The following is a 17,185-nucleotide window of genomic DNA, read 5'->3' on the forward strand; positions in this document are numbered from 1 at the left end:
CAAGCGTGGTGGTCGAGCCAGTTCGCCGAACGAGGCGAGCGCGATGGATGACGCTGACGGCAATCGGCCTCGCCATCGCGGCGACGTTCGCCGGTTGGGTGGCCTCGCTCGGACCGCTTCCTATTGGTGAGGCGCGCGAAGTCTCGACCACGATTGTCGATCGTCACGGCAAATTGCTGCGCGCTTATGCGATGGCGGACGGCCGCTGGCGGCTACCGGTCCATGCCGCAACCGAGGTCGATCCGACCTATCTCAAGCTGCTCTTCGCCTATGAAGACCATCGGTTTCGTTCGCACGCCGGCGTCGATCCGTTGGCGCTGGGGCGTGCGGCGGTTCAACTGGCCACCCGCGGTCACATCGTATCCGGCGGTTCCACCATCACCATGCAGCTCGCCCGATTGATGGAGCCGCGGCGGCAGCGCTCGATCCACGCCAAGCTCCGACAGATGGTGCGCGCGATCGAAATCGAACACGACATGACCAAGGATCAGATCCTTGATCTTTATCTGACGCTGGCGCCGTATGGCGGCAACCTCGAAGGCATTCGCGCCGCCTCGATCGCCTATTTCGGCAAGGAGCCGAAGCGGCTGACACTTTCGGAAGCAGCGCTCCTGGTGGCGCTGCCGCAATCGCCGGAAAATCGCAGGCTCGACCGTTATCCGAATGCGGCGCGGGCCGCCCGCGACCGCGTCCTCGACCGGATGGTCGAGGACGGCGTGGTCTCAGATGCCGATGCGGCGGCCGCAAAGGCCGTATCCGTCCCGAAGCTGCGCAAGCCGATGCCGATCCTGGCGCCGCATTCGTCCGATGCAGCGATGTCTTCGGTGAAGAACAAACCCGTTGTCGCCCTGACGCTCGATGCACCCTTGCAACAGTCGTTGGAAACGCTGGCGCATGACCGCGCGATTGCGCTGGGTCCGAATATCTCGGTCGCCATCCTCGCGGTCGACAATGCGAGTGGTGAGGTGCTCGCCCGCGTCGGCTCGCCAGACTATTTCGACGACCGCCGCGCCGGTCAGGTCGACATGACCCGTGCGGTGCGTTCGCCCGGATCGACGCTGAAGCCGTTCATCTATGGCATGGCGTTTGAGGATGGCTTCGTTCATCCGGAAAGTCTGATCGATGACCGTCCCATCCGTTTCGGCTCCTATGCGCCGGAAAATTTCGACATGACGTTTCAGGGCACGGTTCCGGTGCGCAAGGCGCTGCAAATGTCGCTGAACGTGCCCGCCGTTGCCTTGCTGGATCGGGTCGGCGCCAGCCGGCTCTCCTCGCGGCTCAAGCAGGCGGGGGCTGATTTGGTGCTGCCGAAAGACGAGACGCCGGGGCTGGCGATGGGCCTTGGCGGCGTCGGCATCACCTTGCAGGATCTCGTGCAGCTGTATTCCGGACTGGCGCGGCTCGGTAATGTCAGGCCGTTGCGCGAAATCGAAAGCCGGCGCGGCGAAGAGCGGGAACCGGAGCGATTGCTGGACCAGGTCGCGGCATGGCAGGTCGGCAATGTGCTCTTGGGAACACCGCCGCCGGAAAATGGCGTTCACAACCGGATCGCCTTCAAGACCGGCACGAGCTACGGCTATCGCGACGCCTGGTCGATCGGCTTCGACGGCCGAATGACCATCGGCGTCTGGGTCGGCCGCCCCGATGGCGCGCCGGTTCCCGGGATCGCCGGCCGCACGGCTGCGGCGCCGATCCTGTTCGACGCCTTTGCCCGCACCGGCAAATTGCCGTCAACTCTGCCAAAGCCGCCGAGGGGCACGCTAATCGCCAGCAACGCCAAATTGCCGCTGCCGTTGCGGCGCTATCGGCCGCTCGGTGAATTGGTGCGAACTGACGGCGAGCGCGCGCCGCACATTCAGTTCCCGATCGATGGTTCCCGGATCGACGCCTCTGGTGGGGATGGGATGTCGGCGGCCATGCCGGTAAAAGTGGCGGGTGGCGTGCTTCCGATCACCATGTTGGTGAACGGGGTTTCGGTTGGGGAACTCGACAACCGCCGTCAACGGCTGGTCGATTCACCCGGTCCGGGCTTCGCGAGATTGACCGTCATCGACGCCAAGGGTGCGGCGGACACAGTTGTCATCAGAATTCAGTAGATAGTCAGCTAAGCGGTTGTCGCGACGTCGTTTTCAGCGTATGCGGAACCGATGAGTGAGACCTATGCCCGCCCCCGTTTTGGACAGCCGCGCGAGCCTCAAAAGAAGGCTGATCGCGGCAGCCGATTAGTCGATCTCCTGGATTTCGCAGCCGCGAGCCACGTCCGATCAGTGGCATTTCTGGTGCTGTGCGGATTCTTGTTATTCCTGCCCGGCTTCTTCAGCATTCCTCCGATCGACCGCGACGAAGCGCGCTTTGCGCAGGCCACCAAGCAAATGGTCGAGAGCGGCGATTTCGTCGACATCCGCTTTCAGGATGACGTGCGCTACAAGAAGCCGGTCGGGATCTACTGGATGCAGGCCGCAGCGGTCGAAACGGCTTCCGCGTTGGGCCTGCCGCGCGCCCAGGTCCGCATCTGGGTTTATCGCGTGCCGTCACTGATCGGCGCGCTCGGCGCCGTGCTCCTGACCTATTGGGCGGCGCTGGCCTTTGTCACCCGGCGCGGCGCCATCCTGGCGGCGCTCATTATCGCAAGTTCAGTGCTGCTCAATGTCGAAGCGCGGCTCGCCAAGACGGACGCGATGCTGTTGTTGACGGTCGTGGCGGCGATGGGTGCGTTGGCGCGCGCCTACATGTCGTGGCAGCGCGGCGACGATGATCCTCATCCGCCGTGGTCGTGGCCGGTGATTTTCTGGACAGCGCTTGCCGGCGGCATCCTCATCAAGGGACCGCTGATCCTGATGTTCGTCGGTCTGACGATCCTGACGCTCGCTTTTCTCGATCGCTCGGCGGCATGGCTCTCGCGGCTTCGGCCAGTCTGGGGGCTGATCTGGCTGCTTATTCTCGTGTTGCCCTGGTTTGTCGCGATCTTCTGGCGAGCGGGCGATGCATTCTTCGCCGATTCAATCGGCGGCGACATGCTGAGCAAACTCGCCGCGCAGGAATCGCACGGTATGCCGCCCGGTCTCTATCTGCTGCTGTTCTGGCTGACCTTCTGGCCGGGCGCGCCGCTTGCGGCGATGGCCGCTCCTGCCGTCTGGCGAGCGAGGCGCGAGCCGGGCGCTCAATTTCTTCTCGCCTGGCTGATCCCATCCTGGATCGTGTTCGAGGTGGTGCTGACCAAACTGCCGCACTATGTCTTGCCGCTTTATCCGGCGATCGCGATCCTCACCGTTGGTGCGCTCGAAAGGCGCGTATTGTCGCGTTCATGGCTGACCAGCGGGGCAGCGTGGTGGTTTGTCATTCCGGCGCTCGCATCGCTCGCCGCAGTTGTCGGTGCGGTCACCGTGATGCGCCAGCCCGTGTTTCTGGCGTGGCCCTTCATGGCAGTGGCCTTGATCTTCGGCTTGTTTGCTTGGTGGCTCTACGACGACAACCGCGCCGAACGCTCGTTGCTGAACGCCGTGGTTGCGGCGCTGTTCCTCGCCTTTGCCGTCTACGGCGTCGTGGTGCCGGCGTTGACGCCACTGTTCCCCAGTGCCGAGGTCGCACGCGCTCTTCGCAATGTCGTCTGCGTCGGGCCGAAGGCGGCAGCTGCCGGCTTTCATGAGCCGAGCCTTGTCTTCATGACCGGGACGTCGACGCTGCTGACCGACGGATCAGGAGCGGCCGATTTCCTCGCGCAGGGCAGCTGCCGGTTTGCCTTGATCGAGCAGAAGGCAGAGCGCAGCTTCGCCCAGCGCGCCGAGGCGATTGGCCTGCGTTACGATGTTGCCACCCGCATCGAGGGCTACAACATCTCGCAGGGGCGGGCGATTTCGATCGCGATCTTCCGCTCGGAAGGCACCGAGTAAGATGTCGATCCCGTCGGGCGCCGACCAATCCGGTTATCTGACGCGCCTTGCCTTGGTCGTTTCGACCTGGGCGACGCAATTGGCACGTTCGCCTTCGCAAACCGATCGCACCGAGGCCGCGCGGCGGCTGGCGCGTCATTGTCTGGTCACGGCCGTTTCCGCGGGAATACTGATCGTCGTGCTGATGATCTGGGTCGATGCGCGCGAAATCGCGCTGATGCCGCCGCGCAAGACGCCAAGCCTCTGGCCATTTGAGGTTTTGACCGATTTTGGCAAAGACACGATTGTTCTCTCGCTTGCAGCCATCCTGCTGCTCGTTGTGACGCTCATGGCGCCTGCGCTGCACGGGTCCTCGCGACGCCGGTTACTCGCCACCGGTTTGCGCCTGCAATTCATTTGGCTCGCCATCGCAGTGCCACTTGCCTTCGGCGAGCTTGTGAAATGGATCGCCGGTCGCGGCCGTCCATTTGTGGGAGGGCAGGCCAATGCTTTCAACTTCACGCCGTTTGGGGGAACAGAAGGGGCGCATGCGAGCTTTCCGTCGGCGCATGCCATTACGGCCTTTGCGCTGGCATTCGCGATCGCAGCGATCTGGCCACGATTGCGTGGCTTGATGATCGCGTATGCGCTCGTCATTGCGTTCACGCGGCTTGTGCTGCTGGCGCATCACCCGAGTGACGTTGTGGCTGGCGCGACAATCGGAATCATAGGCGCGATGTTCGTGCGCTATTGGTTCGCCGTCCGCGCGCTCGGATTTACGATCGGCGAGGCGGGCAGGATTTTGCCGGCCGCGGAAGACCCCCTGAAAGGGGTTGCCGCCGGCCCATCCGGCCCATAGAAGCGAGCGACCGGCGGGCCGCCGGCCTATGCCAACGGGTGCGAATTGCCTTCCTCTGACACAGCAACAGTTGCCGTCTCCATCGTTGTGCCCGTGCGCAACGAGGCCGACAATATCGTACCGCTGATCACGGAGATCGCCGCCGCCCTCGATGGCCGCTGGAATTACGAAATCATCTACGTCAATGACGGCTCGACGGACGCAACCGCGGAGCGGCTGAAGGCCATCATGGGGGAACGCAACAATCTGCGTCAGTTGCGCCACGCCGTTTCCACGGGCCAATCCGCGGCGGTGCGCAGCGGTGTTCGCGCCGCGCGCGGCGCGATCGTCGCGACGCTGGATGGCGATGGCCAGAATAATCCGGCCTTCCTGCCCAAGTTGATTTCAGCCATCGAGCTGGGTGGCGAACTCACCGGCCTCGCCGCTGGCCAACGGGTGGGACGCAAGGATACGGGCTTCAAGAAGCTTCAATCGCGCATCGCCAACGGTATCCGCAGCGCCATCCTTCATGATGGCACGCGCGACACCGGATGCGGCCTGAAAGCATTCCGGCGCGAGGTATTCCTGGCGCTACCTTATTTCGACGGCCTGCATCGTTTTCTGCCGGCGCTGGTGCGGCGCGAGGGATATGAGATCGTCTATGTCGATGTGATCGACCGGCCGCGCCACGCCGGCGTTTCGAACTACGGTTTTTTCGACCGGCTTTGGATCGGAATCATGGATCTCGGGGGCGTGTGGTGGCTGATCCGCCGCAAGAAGCCGACGCCTGATGTAACCGAGGTGACATCATGCTGATCCAGTACGGTCAGGCCCTCGGCGACTACATCTACGACATCTTTGTCGCGAAATTCGACTTCTGGCTCGCCTTCGGCCTGATTGCGCAACTTGCCTTTGCCGCGCGCTTCCTGGTGCAGTGGATCGCGAGCGAACGGGCGGGGAAAAGCGTGGTGCCGCTGGCGTTCTGGTTCTTCTCGATCGGCGGCGGCTTCCTGACGCTGATCTATGGCCTCGTCAAGCGCGAGCCAGTCATCATCATCGGCCAATTGGCTTCAAACATCATTTATATCCGCAACGTGATGCTGATCTTCAAGAACCACGCGAAGGGGTCGGAGACGCTGGATCATTAGGTAGCGTTCAGGACCTCAAATCCGCGGATAAGATCCGCCTTCAGGTCCTCGACATTTTCCAGGCCGATATGCAGCCGCAGCGTCGGGCCACCGGGCGCCCATTTGGTTGCCGTGCGATAGTTCGTGCAGTCGAAAGGAATGATCAGGCTTTCGAAGCCGCCCCACGAATAGCCCATGCCGAACAGCTTCAGGGAATTGAGCATGGCGTCGACCGAAGTCTGCGGCACTGGTTTAAGAACCACGCCGAACAGGCCTGATGCGCCAGTAAAATCCCGTTTCCAGATGGCGTGACCCGGATCGCTCTCAAGCGCGGGATGCAGGACGCGCAAGACCTCGGGCCGCTTGGCTAGCCACCCCGCCATCTCCAGTCCCGAGCGATGGTGCTGCGCGAGCCGCACCGCCAGCGTCCGCAAGCCCCGGATCGCGAGGAAAACGTCATCGGGGCCGGCGCAAACGCCGAGCAGGCGGATGGATTCCTGGATCGCCGGCCATGTTTTTGCATTGGCCGAAATCGTGCCGAACATGATGTCGGAATGCCCACCGATGTATTTGGTGGCGGCCTGAACGCTGATGTCGACGCCTTGCTCCAGCGAGCGGTGAAACAGCGGCGTTGCCCAGGTATTGTCGTCGATCACGATCGCCCCATGCGCGCGGGCCGCGGAGGCAATCGCGGGAAGGTCGGGCATTTCGAAGGACTGGGAACCGGGCGCCTCGATCAGCACGGCCCTGGTGTTCGGCTTGAACAGGCTGGCTATCCCAGAGCCGATCAACGGATCGAAATAGGTGGTCTCGACGCCATAGCGCGCCAGCATGCCGTTGCAGAAATTGCGCGAGGGCCGATAAACGTTGTCACAGACCAGAAGATGGTCGCCGGCCTTCAGTACCGCGAGCAGGGTGGTGGTGATCGCCGCAAGGCCCGACGGCGCGATGCCGACGCCCGCGCATTGCGGTCCTTCAAGTGCCATCAGCGTTTGCTGTAGCGCTTTCGTCGTAGGCGTGCCGTGGCGGCCGTACTGGAACTCGCCGCGATGGGCGTGCAGGTCGTCCGCCGTCGGGTAGAGCACGGTGGAGCCGTGGACGACCGGCGGATTGACGAAGCCCTTCTGCGCCTTGGTGTCGCGTCCGGCGGTCACCAGCGCGGTTTCGGCCTTCAGTAGAATGGTCCTGTCATCGTCACCGGAGCTCATGGTCGTTGCTCTCTCCTTTGTGGTCATCCGGCCGCAGGCAATATGAAGAGTTTGCGAAACGGCGGAAGACGGCTCATTGGTTAATAGCAGGGCAGGGAAGACCGGCGTCAACCCCTTGACCCGGCCCGCCAGTCGTTCTGTGATGTGACCTGCAAATCGCCGCAGTGTTGAGGGGCCTGCCGCGACCGACGCTTCGCATCTGGACCGGAATTGGGCGGCAAACCTGCTGCCGGGATCGGCCTTTGCGACGGCGGATGATCGGCTGGCCCGTCTTTTGCGTTGCTTCGATATGCCATCGTTCCCGGAAGACCTTCGAAAGGCCTCGCCATGAAACGCGTCTCTCTCGTCTTCGCCCTTGCCCTTGCCACCAGCTTTTCAATGCAATCCGCGACTGCCCAGACGCTCAAGACGGTCAAGGAGCGCGGCATGCTGGCCTGCGGCGTCAGCCAGGGCTTGCCCGGCTTTTCGGCGCCCGACGACAAGGGCAACTGGACCGGAATAGATGTAGACGTCTGTCGCGCGGTCGCCGCCGCCATCTTCAACGATCCGACCAAGGTCAAATTCGTGGCGCTGTCGGCGAAGGATCGCTTCACCGCATTGCAATCCGGCGAAATCGATCTGCTGTCGCGCAACACGACCTGGACGCTCTCGCGCGATACCACCCTTGGCGCGAATTTCACCGGCGTGACCTATTACGACGGGCAAGGCTTCATGGTGAAAAAGTCGCTCAAGGTCAATTCAGCGCTCGAGCTGAACAGCGCGTCAGTCTGCGTGCAGACCGGCACCACCACCGAGCAGAATCTCGCCGACTTCTTCAAAAGCAACAACATGAAATATGAGGTGGTGGCCTTTGCCGGCGCGGACGAAACCGTCAAGGCCTACGAGTCCGGACGCTGCGATGCCTTCACCACCGATGCGTCGGGGCTTTATTCCTATCGTCTCAAGATGGCCAGTCCCGACGATCACATCGTCCTTCCGGAAATCATCTCGAAAGAACCGCTCGGCCCGATGGTCCGTCATGGCGACGATCAGTGGTTCGATCTCGTCAAATGGGTGTTGTTTGCCATGGTCGACGCCGAAGAGCTTGGCGTGACCCAACGGAATGTCGACGAGATGGCGAAATCAGAGAAGCCGGAATTGAAACGGGTGCTCGGGACCGATGGCAATTTCGGCGAACAGCTCGGCCTGACCAAGGATTGGGTGATCCGGATCATCAAGGCCGTCGGCAACTACGGCGAGTCCTTCGATCGCAATGTCGGCGCCGGTTCGCCTCTGAAGATCGCCCGCGGCCTCAACGCGCTCTGGAACAAGGGCGGAATTCAGTACGCGCCGCCGATTCGTTGATCGTACGAAGCAGCTGAAACGATGAGTATCGGGCCACGACCTCCGCCGCGGCAGCTTGCCGCGAAATTGCGGCAGGTCCTCGGTGGCGGTGCGGGCTGGAAGGGCTTTGTCCTTCAGGTCCTGTTTGTGGCCGCACTCGCCTGGATCGCATACGCCGTCGTCGATAACGTCCGTAGCAATCTGGAGACGCAGCGGATTGCCGCCGGCTTCGGATTTCTGAACAACAATGCGGGCTTTGACGTCAATCAGAGCCTTATTCCATATAACCAGTCGGATACCTATGCGCGGGTCTTCGTCGTCGGCCTGCTCAACACGCTGCTCGTATCGGTTATCGGCATCTTCTTCGCGACATTGATCGGATTTCTGGTTGGGCTCGGACGCCTGTCGCCGAACTGGCTGCTGTCGCGCGTTTCCGGCGGTTATGTCGAGCTTCTCCGTAACATCCCGCTCCTGTTTCAGATCCTGTTCTGGTACCTCGCGGTGCTCAGCGCGCTCCCGCCGCCCAGGCAAAGCATTTCGCTGTTCGGCGTCATCTTCCTTTCCAATCGCGGGCTTGTCGTTCCGACACCGATCGCACAAAGCGGATTGGACGCCGTCGTGGTCGCGCTTCTCGTCGCGATTGCGGCTTCGCTGTCGTTGCGATTCTATGCGCGCCGCCTGTTGTTTCGAGCCGGCCAGATGATAACGATCTGGCCGTACATCGTTGCGATGTTGATCGGATTGCCGCTGCTCGCCGCACTGGTATTCGGTGCGCCCGTCAGCTTTGAAATACCGGTGCTCAGGGGATTCAACTTTGCCGGTGGTTCGCGGATTATCCCGGAATTCGTCGCTTTAACGCTGGCGCTGTCGACCTATACGGGCGCGTTCATCGCCGAGGTCGTTCGCGGCGGAATCCTGGCGGTTCATAAAGGGCAGATGGAAGCCGGCTCCTCCCTCGGGCTGTCGCGGGGCGCGACGTTGCGGCTGATCGTGGTGCCGCAGGCGCTGCGCGTGATCCTGCCGCCACTGACCAACCAGTATCTCAACCTGACCAAGAACTCGTCGCTTGCGGTGGCGATCGGATATCCCGACCTGGTTTCCGTATTTGCAGGCACATCGCTGAACCAGACCGGGCAGGCGATCGAAATCATCGGCATCACGATGGGCGTCTATCTCCTGATCTCGCTGGTCACGAGCGTCATCATGAGTTTCTACAATTGGCGGATCGGCCGGAGCATGGGCGCATGAGCGATCTGGCCGCATCATCCTCATTCGTTCGGCAGGAGCTCATTCCGGAGCGGACCGCACCGGTCAAGGTGACCGGTCTGGTCGGCTTCTTACGCGCGCGCCTGTTCAATTCGCCGACCAATATTCTGCTCACCGTCGTTTGCATTCTCCTGCTCTGGGTAACGGTCATTCCGACGATCCAGTTTCTGCTGGTGGATGCGGTCTGGAGCGGGAAAGACCGTACCGCCTGCCTTGCCGACAAGGTCGGGCATCCCGTGGGGGCTTGCTGGCCATTCGTCGAGGCGAAGTTCAGTCAGTTCATCTATGGCTTCTATCCCGAGCAGGAGCGCTGGCGGGTCAATCTGACTTTCTTTCTAGCTGCGGTTCTGCTGCTGCCGCTGCTGATCCCGAGGCTGCCAGCCAAGGGACTCAATGCCAGCCTGTTTTTCCTTGCGTTCCCGGTCGTCGCCTTTTTCTTGTTGCGCGGCGGCGGTGTGAAGGGATTTGGCGTCAGCTGGGTCACCGGACTTCTGTCGTGGTTTGCCGACGGCGTCAGTGATCTCGGCAGCAAGCTCGCGCGCGCCGGCGAGGCGATCGCCGTCATCGGGCTGCTGCTGCAATTGCTGGGCAAGCTGATCGTTTGGATCGGGGCGGCGGTTTCGGGACTGATCTGGCCGCTGGTTTGGCTGAACGGCCAAATCCAGAGTTCGTCCCGCGCAGTCTGGGTCGATTTCGCCGTGACTGCGGTTGTCGTCTCGCTGATCCTGTTCCTGCTGAGCGGTGGCTTTCTCAGGGGATGGCGGATTTTGCTCGGCTGTATCGCGACATTTATCGGCGCCGGTCTCGTGATCGCGCTGATGGGCCTCGACCGCGGCGGGCTGCCTCTCGTCGATAGCGGCCTCTGGGGCGGCTTCCTGGTCACGCTGGTGGTCTCAGTCACCGGCATCGTCACCTGCATGCCGATCGGAATCGCGCTGGCGCTGGGCCGACGCTCGACGATCCCGCTCATCCGTTTCTTTTCGATCGGGTTTATCGAAATCTGGCGCGGCGTTCCGCTGATTACCGTGCTGTTCTTTGCAACCTATATGTTGCCGCTGTTCATGCCGGGCAATTTCAAGATCGACGGCCTGGTTCGCGCGCTGATCGGTATCGCGCTGTTTTCCGGCGCCTACATGGCTGAAGTGATCCGCGGCGGATTGCAGGCGATCCCGCGCGGCCAGGTGGAGGCGGCCAAGGCCGTTGGCCTCTCGTGGTGGAAGACCACTGCGCTGATCGTGATGCCGCAGGCGCTGCGCCATGTCATTCCGGGGATCGTCAACAGCTTCATCGGCCTGTTCAAGGATACCTCGCTGGTATCGATCGTGGCACTGTTCGATTTGCTGGGCCAGGTGCACGCCTCATTCGCCGACCCCGTCTGGGCCACGCCCTCGACCCTGTTCACCGGATTTGCTTTTGCCGGAATGATCTACTTCACTTTCTGCTTTGGAATGTCCCGCTATTCACTGTTCGTCGAGAACAGACTGAATGCTCATCGTAAGTAACCGAGAAATGTCATGACCACAGATCCGATCGTCGGCATTGCAAAGCTCAACAAATGGTATGGTGACTTCCATGTGTTGCGCGACATCGACACTGATGTGGCGCGAGGCGAGCGCATCGTGATCTGCGGTCCTTCCGGCTCGGGAAAGTCGACCTTCATCCGCTGCATCAATGCGCTCGAGGAATTTCAGGAGGGGCGGATCGTCGTCGACGGCATCGAACTCGGTCCGCAATTGCGGCGCGTCGACGAAGTCCGGCGCGAAGTGGGCATGGTGTTTCAGAGCTTCAATCTGTTTCCGCATCTCACGGTGCTCGAGAACTGCACGCTCGCACCGATCTGGGTTCGCCACATGCCGAAAAAGGATGCCGAGGCGGCGGCAATGAAATATCTCGAGCGGGTGAAGATCCCGCATCAGGCCAGCAAATATCCGGCCCAGCTGTCCGGCGGCCAGCAGCAGCGGGTGGCGATTGCGCGTGCGCTGACGATGAATCCCAAGGTCATGCTGTTCGATGAGCCGACCTCGGCGCTCGACCCGGAAATGGTGAAGGAAGTGCTCGACACCATGGTCGACCTCGCCAAAGAGGGCATGACCATGCTCGTGGTGACCCATGAAATGGGATTCGCGCGCGAAGTCGCGAACCGAATCGTGTTCATGGATGCCGGCCAGATCATCGAGACCAACACGCCGGCAAACTTTTTCGCCAACCCGCAGCATGCGCGGACCAAGCTCTTCCTCAGCCAGATCCTGCGGTGAGTCTTTCAAAGGGAAGGCCGCGCATGGGCCGGTACATTACCCGCGTCTGGGGCGTTGCGCTCGCCGCTGTCGTTGCGCTCAATGCCGCGCCTATTCAAGCCGCGGAAGGGGCGGGAGCGGAACTGATCGAGATGTTCGCCGCGGTATGCCTGCAAAAATTCCCGGACGACAGCGCCGTTCAACAATTCGCGGCCGACAAGCGGCTCACAGTCATGTCGGATACTATGATTCACCAACTGCTCGGCGCTGATCCAGGGCAGGGCTGGATTCAGGAAACGGCGCGGGGTCGATACTTGCTGACGATAGAGATGCCGCCCTTTCACGCCTGCGCGATACGCAAAACCGACACCACGACACCTGATGTTTTGGCCCCATTTTCCCTGTTACTCGACACGTGGATCACAACGCAGTCGGGAGCGAGCCTAAAGGCGCTACCAGCGCAAAACATGAAGCTGGGCGGTTTTCCCACAGAAGTCCATCAGTGGATCATCGATCGTGGCCGCGGCAAGCCAGCCGAGTCGCTGATGCTGTTTGTGACCAACGCAACCGATCGATTCGCCGTGCGGCTGGTGCGCCAAATCAGGGTTCAATAATCGCTGCGGCCGCTGCAGCAGACGTTCGCAGAGCGCAGTCACGTCTTCGCAAATGGAATGTCGATCTTGCTGCGCCTTTCCAGCCATGCCGGTACCGGCAGGTTTTTCGAGCGCATGAAGTCCGGATTGAACAGTTTTGACTGATAGCGGGTTCCGGAATCGCAAAGCATTGTCACGATCGTCTTGCCGGGTCCGAGCTGTTTCGCGAGCTGGATGGCGCCGGCGACGTTGATGCCGGTCGAGCCGCCAAGGCAGAGGCCTTCGTGCTCGAGCAATTCGTAGATGATGTTGACGGCATCCTCGTCCGAGACCAGGAAGGCCGTGTCGACTTTCGCCGTCTCGATGACCGGCGTGACGCGGCCGATCCCGATGCCTTCCGTGATGGAGTCTCCGGGGGTGGATTTGGCTTCGCCGTGCTTGAACCAGTTGTACATCGCAAAGCCATGCGGATCGGCGCAGGCCGTGACGATTCCCTTGTTCTTTTCTTTCAGGTAGCGGGTCGTACCGGCCAGCGTACCGCCGGTGCCGACCGCAGAGACGAAGCCGTCGACCTTGCCGCCCGTCTGTTCCCAAATCTCCGGCCCCGTCGATTCATAGTGTGCCCTGGCGTTATCGAGATTGTTCCACTGATCTGCGAACAAAACCCCGTTCGGCTCATGCGCGCGCAATTGATCGGCCAACCGTCGTCCGATGTGCTGGTAGTTGTTGGGGTTGGCAAAAGGCAGCGCCGGCACCTCGACGAGTTCAGCGCCGCAGAGCCGCAGCATGTCTTTTTTTTCCTGGCTCTGCGTTTCCGGAATCACGATCAGCGTCCGGTAGCCGCGCGCGCTCGCGACCACGGCAAGGCCAATGCCGGTGTTGCCAGCGGTTGCTTCGACCACGAGGCCGCCGGGCTTGAGTTCGCCGCGCTTCTCGGCCTCGAGGATCATCCACTTTCCGGCGCGGTCTTTCACGGACTGGCCGGGATTCATGAACTCGGCCTTGCCGAGAATGGTGCAACCGGTGAGCTCGGAAGCCCGTTTCAGCTTGATCAGCGGGGTATTGCCGATCGCCTCGATGACGTCGTTGTTGATTTTCATGCGCTCTAGATATGCTCAAAGTCGCCCCAGGGAAGGCGGACAGTAGAGCGCGAGCGATCAAAGTGGAAGCAGCTTTGCCAGGGATTTGTGCGTTGCGGCCTAACCGGTCTTGGCAAAGACGACCTGGCGTACGTCGATATTTCCGGACAAGAATCCGGCTTCGCAGTACGCGAGATAGTATTCCCACAGCCTGCGGAACCGTTCATCGAAGCCGAGCGGAATGAGGCTCGGCCATGCCTTGTGGAAGTTATTGCGCCAGGTCGCGAGCGTCTTGGCATAATCTTGCCCGAAAATGCGTTCGCGAATGACGGGAACGCCGAAGCGTTCGCCGAGCGACTTGAGGATTTGCGGCGATGGCAGCATGCCGCCGGGAAAGACATAGCGCTGAATGAAATCGACTTCGCGGCGATAGGTCTGGAAAAGATTGTCCTGGATGGTGATCGCCTGAATACCGGCAAGACCGCCGGGCAGCAGGCGATCACGCAATTGCGAAAAATAGCGCGGCCAGAATTCCTCGCCCACCGCTTCGATCATCTCGATCGATGCAATGCGGTCATAATGGTCGCGCTCGTCGCGGTAATCCTGCAAGCGGATCTCGACGCGATCGCTAAGTCCGGCGGCCTGGATACGGGCTTGCGCGAAATCGCGCTGCTCCTTGCTGATGGTGAGGCCCACGACCTTCGCGCCCACGGTTTTCGCTGCGTACTCGGCGAACCCACCCCAGCCGCAGCCGATCTCGAGCAGTTTTTGACCCGGTCTGAGGTCGATCGCTTCGGCGAGCCGCCGATACTTGTTGTTCTGGGCTGCGGTCAGGTCGTCGGTGTGTTCTTCAAACAGCGCTGAAGAATAGGTCATGCTCGGGTCGAGCCACGACGAATAAAAGGCGTTTCCGATATCGTAGTGCCGGTAGATGTTGCGCCGTGCCTGGCCTCGAGTGTTGCGGTTGAACCAGTGTCGGACGATCTGGAACGCCCGCACCATCGGCTTGCCGATCAGCATGGACCGCATCCAGTCCTGGTTGACGCAGAAGAGATAGAGAAACTGGGTGAGATCGGGCGTGTCCCACTCGCGGCGTAGATAGGCTTCGGCAATGCCGATGTCGCCGCTGCGAATGAGCCGCGACGCAAAACCGTAATTGTGAACCTTCATGGCGGCCGCCGGCCCGGGTCCGTTATCGCCGAGCCTGACGGTGCGGCCATCCGGCAAGGTCACTTCGAGCGAGCCGTAGCGCAGTCTGGCGCCATAGCCGAGCGCTAACCGGGCCATGCGGGGCAGGTCCGCTGGCAAGCGATCCAACGTTTCGGACGTGACTGGTATCACCTCGGACATGGTCGACCGACCTAGGCTTCACCTTCTGCCGTGGGCAGACATCACGGTGGAAGTATAATCACCGTCCGCCTCGCTCGCCAAGCTTCCATCGACCGGGTCATGGCCGCGCGGCACGAGCCGCATGCCCTTCAACCACAGTCGCAGGGCCTCCCAGTGAATGGCGGCTGTGACTTTCAACGTAACGGCGGGTAACGAAAAGAACGAGCGCAGCAATTCCTTGGTGGAAAGGGCGCGCCGAAGACCATGGAAGGATGCGGAGAGCAACGGCCCCTCGCTGTCAGTTTCGAGAATCCGCAGTTTGACGTGCCGTCCCGGCTCAATGAGCCTGAAGTGGTAGCGCATCTCCATCGCGACGAACGGTGAGACGTAAAACCGCTTGTCCTGCTCCTGCCGAATGCCGGCCGGGCTGACGTCGCTGCCTTTCACCGGAATTACATAGGCGTGGATGTCGCCGAATGTGTTGCGGACTTCATAGATGACGAGCGCGAGTTTTCTGCTCGGCTGATAGCAGAAATAAACCGATAGCGGATTGAAGACGTAGCCGAGCAGGCGCGGGTAGCACATGAGCAACACCCGTCCACCCGTCAGATCGATACCGCGTTCGGCGGCGCAGCGCTGCGCGTAATCACGCAAGGATGAGCCATCGCGCGAACCGTGATCAGCTTCGTGGAAGCTGTAAAGTGCCCGCCTGTTAACACCGAACAAGGGTGTTTGCCGGTCAGCCACATCGAGGCGATCGAGATCTATCAAGAGGCTCATGACCCGATAACTGAAGCGGTGTCCAATCGGCTTGAGGCGGGCATGCATGACCTGACCGACGTAAAGCGCGGCCGCATCGTCCTCGATCTCGGCTGTCCTGAGACTGGGTTGTCGCATGGCTTACTCCGCGGCTTCCGCCATCTCGGCAGGTGTTTCGCGCCACGGCGCCGTGGCGCCCAGGGCCTCCGCAACGGCAAGGCCCGACCGTATCCCGTCCTCGTGGAAACCGTATCCAGTCCAGGCCCCGCAAAACCAGGTGTGCCGCTTTCCCTGAATATCCGTCAGCTGTCGTTGAGCGGCAAAGGCTGCCGCATCATACTGCGGATGTTCGCAGATATATTGGCCGAAAGTAAGTTTGGGGTCCGGCGCGAATGGCGGATTGAGGCTGACGAATAGCGGCTTGGCCTTGTCGATCCCCTGAAGCTCGTTCATCCAGTAAGTGACGGCAACATCGTTGAGAGCCGTTCCCTGGCGCGCCCAGCGCAGGAAATTCCAGGACGCCCATACGCCACGCCGTTTGGGCATCAGTCTGGTGTCGCGGTGCAGGTAAATCGTGTTGGGCGAATAGCCGATGGCGCCCAAAACAGCGCGCTCACAATCATCGGCGTCGGTGAGCATCCTCAGTGCCTGATCGCTGTGCGCTGCAATCACGACGTGGTCGTAGGTCTCGCTGCCGCCATGGCTGTCGTTGACCACAACGCCACGCGCTTTTCGCTCAATTGTGACCGCGCAGCCGAGACGAATGCAATCGGCAAACGCCGCCGTCAGCCTCTCAACATAATTCCGGCTCCCGCCACTGACAGTGCGCCAGACCGGCCGCTCATATTGGAGCAGGCAGTGGTTGGAGAAAAACGCGACAAAATTCTCGGCCGGAAAATCCAACATGTCCCGCGCCGGCGTCGACCAGATCGCCGCGCCCATCGGGGCGAGATAATCCGACAGCAAGCGCGGCGAGAAGTTTTTCCGGCGGAAGTATTCGCCGAGGCTCATTCCCGTGAGCTCGCCTGCAGCGTAATCCTGCACGCTCTCCCGATTGAAGGTGAGGATGTCGCGCAGCATCCAGAGATAGCTCGGCGAAAACAGGTTTCGCGGTTGGGCAAACAGGCCTGCCGTCAGTTGTCGCCAGTTGTCGCCGCCGCCCTTCCATTCGAAGCGCCCGCCATCGGCGGTCACGGCAAAGCTCATGCAGCTTTCGCGGGTCGTAACGCCGAGGCGATCGAACATGGCGGTCAGATCGGGGTAGTTGAGTTCGTTGTAGACGGTGAAGCCGATATCGACCGCGATCGGCGTGCCGTCATAGTTGATAGTCACGGTATGACTGTGGCCGCCGGGGCGATCTTCCCGCTCGTAGACCGTTACCGGATAGCGTTTCGACAAGATCCATGCAGCGGCATTGCCGGCAATTCCCGTCCCAATTACCGCAATGCGCATTCCAGTCCTCGCCCCGCTGACACCAGTCGAGATACGGGGCCTTCGGATGGAAGTTTCGCTGGGGGTGGGCGGGATGCCCTGATCCATCCACCGGTCGTTGAAGCAGGC

The 17,185-nt window shown here is 61.4% G+C and carries 15 protein-coding genes; 10 read left to right on the forward strand and 5 right to left on the reverse strand.

The features are described from left to right. Window positions 1-47 precede the first annotated feature (47 nt). From pbpC to VFB05_RS03080, 5 genes are read left to right on the forward strand one after another with little or no spacing between them, the layout of a single operon-like run. Window positions 48-2,096, forward strand: a complete 2,049-nt coding sequence (gene pbpC, locus VFB05_RS03060; protein ID WP_325008642.1) for a penicillin-binding protein 1C — start codon at window positions 48-50, stop codon at window positions 2,094-2,096. Window positions 2,097-2,147: 51 nt separating this feature from the next. Continuing rightward, window positions 2,148-3,890 (forward strand): glycosyltransferase family 39 protein, encoded by a 1,743-nt coding sequence (locus VFB05_RS03065; protein WP_325008644.1) that lies wholly within the window; start codon window positions 2,148-2,150, stop codon window positions 3,888-3,890. 1 nt (window position 3,891) lies between these two features. Beyond that, window positions 3,892-4,728 (forward strand): phosphatase PAP2 family protein, encoded by an 837-nt coding sequence (locus VFB05_RS03070; protein ID WP_325008646.1) that lies wholly within the window; start codon window positions 3,892-3,894, stop codon window positions 4,726-4,728. A 45-nt stretch (window positions 4,729-4,773) separates the two neighbouring features. Continuing rightward, window positions 4,774-5,523, forward strand: coding sequence for a glycosyltransferase family 2 protein (locus VFB05_RS03075; RefSeq protein WP_325008648.1), 750 nt, complete (start codon window positions 4,774-4,776; stop codon window positions 5,521-5,523). Next, entirely contained in the window at window positions 5,517-5,855 is a 339-nt protein-coding gene (locus tag VFB05_RS03080; protein ID WP_325008650.1) for a lipid-A-disaccharide synthase N-terminal domain-containing protein, read from the forward strand. The genes VFB05_RS03075 and VFB05_RS03080 overlap by 7 nt, the downstream gene beginning before the upstream one ends. Here the strand turns inward: VFB05_RS03080 and metC are convergent. Beyond that, a complete protein-coding gene (gene metC, locus VFB05_RS03085) occupies window positions 5,852-7,042 on the reverse strand; it encodes a cystathionine beta-lyase (protein ID WP_325008652.1) in 1,191 nt (396 codons plus the stop codon). The two genes, VFB05_RS03080 and metC, sit on opposite strands and share 4 nt — an antisense overlap. A gap of 327 nt (window positions 7,043-7,369) precedes the next feature. Here metC and VFB05_RS03090 point away from each other — a divergent pair, with 327 nt between their 5' ends. From VFB05_RS03090 to VFB05_RS03110, 5 genes are read left to right on the forward strand one after another with little or no spacing between them, the layout of a single operon-like run. After that, the gene (locus VFB05_RS03090; RefSeq protein WP_325008655.1) at window positions 7,370-8,386 is read left to right on the forward strand and encodes an amino acid ABC transporter substrate-binding protein; all 1,017 of its coding nucleotides are present in this window, start codon (window positions 7,370-7,372) and stop codon (window positions 8,384-8,386) included. Between the two features lie 21 nt (window positions 8,387-8,407). Next, window positions 8,408-9,613, forward strand: coding sequence for an amino acid ABC transporter permease (locus VFB05_RS03095; protein WP_325008657.1), 1,206 nt, complete (start codon window positions 8,408-8,410; stop codon window positions 9,611-9,613). Beyond that, window positions 9,610-11,133 (forward strand): amino acid ABC transporter permease, encoded by a 1,524-nt coding sequence (locus VFB05_RS03100; protein WP_325008659.1) that lies wholly within the window; start codon window positions 9,610-9,612, stop codon window positions 11,131-11,133. Before VFB05_RS03095 ends, VFB05_RS03100 begins: the two co-directional genes overlap by 4 nt. Before the next feature lie 12 nt (window positions 11,134-11,145). Next, window positions 11,146-11,886: an amino acid ABC transporter ATP-binding protein gene (locus tag VFB05_RS03105; protein ID WP_325008661.1), complete on the forward strand. Its 741-nt coding sequence runs from the start codon at window positions 11,146-11,148 to the stop codon at window positions 11,884-11,886. 23 nt (window positions 11,887-11,909) lie between these two features. Next, window positions 11,910-12,479, forward strand: coding sequence for an NMCC_0638 family (lipo)protein (locus tag VFB05_RS03110; protein WP_325008663.1), 570 nt, complete (start codon window positions 11,910-11,912; stop codon window positions 12,477-12,479). Between the two features lie 38 nt (window positions 12,480-12,517). Here VFB05_RS03110 and VFB05_RS03115 read toward each other — a convergent pair whose 3' ends face one another. From VFB05_RS03115 to VFB05_RS03130, 4 genes are all read right to left on the reverse strand, one after another. Next, the gene (locus VFB05_RS03115) at window positions 12,518-13,558 is read right to left on the reverse strand and encodes a cysteine synthase A (RefSeq protein WP_325008665.1); all 1,041 of its coding nucleotides are present in this window, start codon (window positions 13,556-13,558) and stop codon (window positions 12,518-12,520) included. Between the two features lie 99 nt (window positions 13,559-13,657). Beyond that, window positions 13,658-14,887, reverse strand: a complete 1,230-nt coding sequence (locus VFB05_RS03120) for a cyclopropane-fatty-acyl-phospholipid synthase family protein (RefSeq protein WP_325008667.1) — start codon at window positions 14,885-14,887, stop codon at window positions 13,658-13,660. 18 nt (window positions 14,888-14,905) lie between these two features. Continuing rightward, entirely contained in the window at window positions 14,906-15,763 is an 858-nt protein-coding gene (locus VFB05_RS03125) for a DUF1365 domain-containing protein (RefSeq protein WP_325008670.1), read from the reverse strand. 3 nt (window positions 15,764-15,766) lie between these two features. Continuing rightward, window positions 15,767-17,077: an NAD(P)/FAD-dependent oxidoreductase gene (locus VFB05_RS03130; RefSeq protein WP_325008672.1), complete on the reverse strand. Its 1,311-nt coding sequence runs from the start codon at window positions 17,075-17,077 to the stop codon at window positions 15,767-15,769. Between the last annotated feature and the right edge of the window lie 108 nt (window positions 17,078-17,185).

Origin of the sequence: Bradyrhizobium sp., from assembly GCF_035652035.1 — a bacterium.
Taxonomy (GTDB): domain Bacteria; phylum Pseudomonadota; class Alphaproteobacteria; order Rhizobiales; family Xanthobacteraceae; genus Bradyrhizobium.

Coding starts and splice junctions, on each gene's coding strand:
- VFB05_RS03065 (WP_325008644.1), top strand. CDS start 2,148: ATGAGTGAGACCTATGCCCGCCCCCGTTTTGGACAGCCGCGCGAGCCT.
- VFB05_RS03130 (WP_325008672.1), bottom strand. CDS start 17,077: ATGCGCATTGCGGTAATTGGGACGGGAATTGCCGGCAATGCCGCTGCA.
- VFB05_RS03090 (WP_325008655.1), top strand. CDS start 7,370: ATGAAACGCGTCTCTCTCGTCTTCGCCCTTGCCCTTGCCACCAGCTTT.
- VFB05_RS03095 (WP_325008657.1), top strand. CDS start 8,408: ATGAGTATCGGGCCACGACCTCCGCCGCGGCAGCTTGCCGCGAAATTG.
- VFB05_RS03115 (WP_325008665.1), bottom strand. CDS start 13,558: ATGAAAATCAACAACGACGTCATCGAGGCGATCGGCAATACCCCGCTG.
- VFB05_RS03070 (WP_325008646.1), top strand. CDS start 3,892: ATGTCGATCCCGTCGGGCGCCGACCAATCCGGTTATCTGACGCGCCTT.
- VFB05_RS03120 (WP_325008667.1), bottom strand. CDS start 14,887: ATGTCCGAGGTGATACCAGTCACGTCCGAAACGTTGGATCGCTTGCCA.
- VFB05_RS03110 (WP_325008663.1), top strand. CDS start 11,910: ATGGGCCGGTACATTACCCGCGTCTGGGGCGTTGCGCTCGCCGCTGTC.
- VFB05_RS03080 (WP_325008650.1), top strand. CDS start 5,517: ATGCTGATCCAGTACGGTCAGGCCCTCGGCGACTACATCTACGACATC.
- VFB05_RS03125 (WP_325008670.1), bottom strand. CDS start 15,763: ATGCGACAACCCAGTCTCAGGACAGCCGAGATCGAGGACGATGCGGCC.
- pbpC (WP_325008642.1), top strand. CDS start 48: ATGACGCTGACGGCAATCGGCCTCGCCATCGCGGCGACGTTCGCCGGT.
- VFB05_RS03100 (WP_325008659.1), top strand. CDS start 9,610: ATGAGCGATCTGGCCGCATCATCCTCATTCGTTCGGCAGGAGCTCATT.
- VFB05_RS03105 (WP_325008661.1), top strand. CDS start 11,146: ATGACCACAGATCCGATCGTCGGCATTGCAAAGCTCAACAAATGGTAT.
- metC (WP_325008652.1), bottom strand. CDS start 7,042: ATGAGCTCCGGTGACGATGACAGGACCATTCTACTGAAGGCCGAAACC.